The organism is Gordonia sp. NPDC003585 (genome assembly GCF_040610755.1).
GTDB lineage: Bacteria > Actinomycetota > Actinomycetes > Mycobacteriales > Mycobacteriaceae > Gordonia.
Map to the genome: position 1 here is coordinate 1 of NZ_JBEXMX010000155.1, position 5,184 is coordinate 5,184.

At 64.2% G+C, this 5,184-nt stretch carries 2 protein-coding genes; both read right to left on the reverse strand.

The window, feature by feature from the left end; genetic code table 11:
* Positions 1-176 (reverse strand): RHS repeat domain-containing protein (locus ABZW74_RS23920; RefSeq protein ID WP_355279925.1); only part of this gene is annotated, 176 nt, incomplete at its 3' end.
* Between the two features lie 524 nt (positions 177-700).
* Positions 701-5,164 carry an RHS repeat-associated core domain-containing protein gene (locus ABZW74_RS23925; protein ID WP_355279922.1) on the reverse strand — a complete coding sequence of 1,488 codons (4,464 nt, stop codon included), beginning with the start codon at positions 5,162-5,164 and terminating at the stop codon, positions 701-703.
* Positions 5,165-5,184 lie beyond the last annotated feature (20 nt).

The following is a 5,184-nucleotide window of genomic DNA, read 5'->3' on the forward strand; positions in this document are numbered from 1 at the left end:
GTGGTGTCAGTCCGTCGACCCAACGCATCGATCCGGGCGACCGCCCGCCCGGCCACATCCACCTCGTAGCGGGTGTGCGCGTCGTTGTAATCGGTTTCGGCGACCAGCCGACCGGTCCGGTCGTAGTCGAACCGCCACACCAAACCATCCGGGTTGATGACCTCACGAACCTGCAACTGCGTGTCATAACGCCAGCGACGTTCAGCTCAGCGCGAGCGACTCTTTGCCTCTCTCGTGAGTGCCCGATGGATAGACGCATACCCATTGTCCTCAAGGTATCGCACTCCGAAGCGCGCCGAAGCGATCGACCGCACACGAACTAGGTTTAACGAACCTCCCACTATCGAAATGAGTGGCACACCAGCATAAAGGAATGACCGATTATCATACGCAGATAAGTGTCGATCCATCTCAACACGCCGACCATCGATCGCTGTTGCCAAATAGAATACTTCCGTTGCACCCAGGTCGGCTATTTCGTCGAACTCACAGGATCCAAGTGGATATTCAAACTTTCCATTGCGAGACACGCGGCCAACGTACACCGCGAATCCGCTGAATCGAGTGTCGACGTTAAGCAACATTTCAGAGACTTCGTTCAAGGTGAAGTCACCAAAATTGCGATTAGTTCCCTTTGGTCCGCGGTGCCATCCCTCAGTATCAATCTGGTCCGCTGTCATCAGGGCCGATTTGGGCATGACTAATTGTACTTCAGGAAGAAGACATGGTCGAAGGCGCCGCTACTCCGCAGATCAGAAATTGCCTTTACCTCTCTGGCCACTGGGTTTCCGCCCTTCGTTGCCCGCCCAACTTGAATTGCAATATTTCGACCACTATCCGGGTTGTGCATGACGAGGTCCGCGAAGCGCTGTGCCTTGTGACCGCCTGCAGGGATCGCTATTCGCTGCTCGGGGAGAGAACCGCCCGACACCGTTCTGTAGCCGCGTGCACCGAGTCGCTTTTCTGCTTCGGCGATTCTCGCAACATGGGCTGGAGATCCACGACGCCCGAATGGGTTGGGCGGCTTGCAAGCCAGTCCGAGTGGGTCGATCCAGGTGTGGGGGTTGTGGACGTAGGCGGTGGCACTGTTGGGGTTGGGTGCGATCCCGAGTGGGTCGGGGCTGGTGTAGGTGGTGGTGGCCGGGTTGTAGTAGCGGTACCGGTTGTAATGCAAACCGGTTTCCGGATCATACTGCTGCCCGGCAAACCGCAACGGGGTGCCGACACCCTGCCAACGCGTGTCACCCCACACCGTGCGCGTCGCACGCCCCACCACCTGCCCCGACACGGGATCGACCAGCTCGGTCGGCGCGTCCGACAGATCGGCGACGATCGCATGAAACTCGTTATCGATCTGGGCTTGCGACCACCCGGCCGGATCCCCGCCGGCCGGCGGGTGCGTACCACCCTGACCGCCGCCGTCGTCGTTGCCGTTGGCGGGGTGGGTGGGGGTGTGGTGGCGGGTGTGTTGTTCCAGCGGCTCGCCCGTATCGGGGTGATAGGTCCAGATCCAGGTCGACGCCGCCCCGGCCGGAACCTGACCGCGCGCAGTGTGGGCGATGTTGGTTTGGGCCACCACATCATCGCCATCCCAGCCGAACACCACCGTGTCCAACAAGCGTCCATCAGCGGCCGTGTGCGTTTTCGACACCCGACGCCCGAACGGGTCATACCCGTAACGCCATGTGCTGCCATCGGCACACACCACCGTGCGGATCTGCCCGGCACTGGTGTAGGTGAAGCGGGTGACCTCCGGGCCCCGCGACAACCGGTGACGGCGACGCTGCACCAACTGGCCCGCCGCGTCATACACAAACCGATCCCGACCGATCCGGGTGATCAACGTGCCCCGCCGCGACACCCGACGATCCCCACCCGTAGCTGCCGGACCCGCCACCGGCGACGACGCCACCCCAACGGTAGGCAACCCACCCGACACCGAGTCCAACAGCCCAGCCGGCGTGTAGGAAAACCGTTCGGCCACAGCAGGTCTGCCGGTAGGTGTGCAGGCGGTGATGCGGCCGGTCGCGTCCACCTCGACGCCCACGGGGCCGGTGACCGCGTCATCGCAACCCACGACATAGGAGTCGCGGCGATACGACCAGCGCCGCCGGGCCACCGTCGGCCGGACCGCGGGACCGGAGTGTGTGCCTTCGAGATCGGGTGCCTGCCCAGGCATGCTGGTGGTGACGGATTGTTCGATCAGCCGGTCACGTACATCGAAACGCTGCGCCAGATGGGCGCGCGCACCCATCGCACGCGAGATTTCGCGCCCGGACCGGTCGTAGCCGAACCGCAATCCATCCACCACACCGGCACCCGAACCGGTACCGGCGTGCTGGGCGGGGTCACCGTCTGAGGTGTCGGCGTAGGTGGTCACCGTCGACAAGGTGCCACCGGCACTCCACCCATACTGCGACACCCACCGGCCGTGCCCGGCAGCCACAGCGGCAGCCGGCACCTCGACGGTGCGGGTGGCGCGACGCCCTATTGGATCAACATGCCAGCGGCTGACGATACCGTTGATGCTCTCCCCGATCACCGCACCGGACGCGGGATCACGCTCAAGATCGACCACCGCATCAGCGTTGGCAGCCTGCACCAGTTCCCCGGCCCGGTTGAACCGAAACTCGGTGCGCCCGTCCACCTCCGAGGAGGTGGCTACGATCCGGCCGGCCGCGTCATAGTCGGTAGTGGTTTCGCGCCCCAACGCATCCATGCGGGCCACAACACGCCTGGCCACGTCCACCCGATAGGTGGTGTGTGCACCGTTGTAGTCGGTCTCGCCGATCAATCGGCCGGCCCGGTCGTAGTCGAATCGCCACACCAATCCGTCTGGGTTGGTGACCTCACGAATCTGCAGCTGCGAGTCATAGGCCAGCCGCAACAGGGCGCCATCTGCGGTCACGGTCTCGGCCGTGGCGTCCATCACCCCATACCGCACGCCATGGCGGCCGCCGATCTCGTCGACCGCTGCCACGAGATTGCCCTCGGCGTCATAGGTTGCTTCCTCGCGAGAACCATCAGCATGCACTCGCTCCAGCAAATGGCCGTGGGCAGACCAGCGTTGCCGCGTCTGGTGGCCTTCCGGGTCGAGCACCGACGTCACGTTCCCGAACACGTCACGCTCGTAGGACACCACCCGACCCGCCGGATCGATCACCCGTACCGGACGGCCCGCCGCATCCGACTCGATCACGGTCCTCGCGCCGCCCGGGTCGGTGATCGCCGCCAGCACCGACCCCGACTCGCGGTAGTCATAGTCGTAACGAGTGGTCGATCCGTCGGGCCTGGTCACCGCTACCACATTGCCCGCGACGTCCACCGTCACCTCGGTGACACGGCCGGCCGCATCGACCAGTCGGGTCGCCATCCCCAACGGCGCGTACTCGATACTCGTGGCCGCACCCTGGGCGGTTTCCTCGGCCAGCACCAACCCATCCCGGTCGCGACGCCACCGCGTGACCACCCCAGCAGCGTCCACCTCGCGGGCGACACGCTGCCGATCAAACTCCAACGTACGGATGCCACCCGCGGCACTGATTTCTTGCCAGACTTGTCCGTCGGGGTCACACCGGAACATCTCGAAACGCACATCACCCAACACCTCATCAACCAGCAACGCCTCATCGACCCCGGCCAGCACAGCCTCACCCGCCGCCACATGCCCGCCGCCACCGGTGAACACCCGACCCGGCAACCGCACACCCACACCCTCGACGCCCTCGGCCGTCAACGCCGACACCAACGGCAACCGGCTCAGACGGTCGATCACCGCACCGATCTGCCCACCCCCACCCGGGGTAGACATCGCGGCAACATCCATCGCAGTAGCGGTCTCCACGATCACCGACACCGTGCCACCAGCGACCGCATCCGGACCGGTATCCGGCAGATACACAAACGCATTCGCATACACACCAGCCGTCCCGGCCTGCGCCACACACCGGCCCTGCCCATCGAACCGATGCCGATACGCCGTGCCATTACGGTCGGTCCACCCACACATCCGGCCCGCACCGTCGTACTCATAACGCATCGCCTGCCCCGACGAATTGATCACCTCCACCAACTCATCGGCCGCCGAATACCCGTACCGCACCACCTCCACCACCGCCGTCATGTCCGACGAGGACGACCCATCGCTCACCGACAACCCCACCACCCGACCCGACACCGCATCAGTGGCCACCGACACCACCGCACCACCCGAAAGCCGCACCCGCACCGGGAAACCCGACCGCGGATCGTAATCAATCTCATAACGGTGACCACTGTGATGCACCACCGCCGTGCACCCCACCACCACCGAAAAATCCGTCACCCCCGCCAACGACGACTCCGGCACCCCCACAGCCGACACAGCAGAAACCTCCGCAGCGCCACCCCCGCCACCGACCAACCCAGCGTCCGCGATGCCAGCGCCCTCGGTGCCAGTGTCCTCGGCGGTATCCACCCGCACCGACGACGCCTCACCCGTGACCGCGAACACATACGTGACACCAGCAGCAACATCACGCACCCGGTAGGCGCCATCCACAAACGACAACCGCCACCCCGACACCTCCCGCGACCCGACCTCGCCGTCACCCTCAGGCAGCCCGAACCCGACCCCCGCCCCGTCCGGGCCGATGAACATCACCTGATCGCGGTCGATCTCGACCACACAATCCAACAACGACACCCACGACGGACCAAACGAACGTCCCGCCCGAAACGACGTCATCAAATGACGCTCGAACACAAACGGGAACACCCCATCAATCCGCACATCCACATCGGTGTCGACCACATCCCCCGACGCCATATCCACAGGCTCACCCCGACACGCCCGACCGAACTTGGCCAACTTCCCGACCTGCGCCGCCTTACCCCCTGGAAAAGCACCGGCCGCCGACATCGCGAACTCACCCCACGACATATTCCCCGTCAACGTCAACGCCAACCCAATACCCACACCAATACCCGCGATGATCCCACCCACCAACGTGCCCAACCCCGGCAACAACGCCACCAACGAACCCACCGTGATCAACACATCCGAAATCGTCTTCAACACATCAGCATGCTCATCAATCCAATTACCCACCGACTTCCAAAACGCCTTCCACCCCTTCGGATTCTCCTCAAACGGCGTGTCCTTCTGCCCATCCAACACATCCACCGCGGTCTGAGTGATCGCCT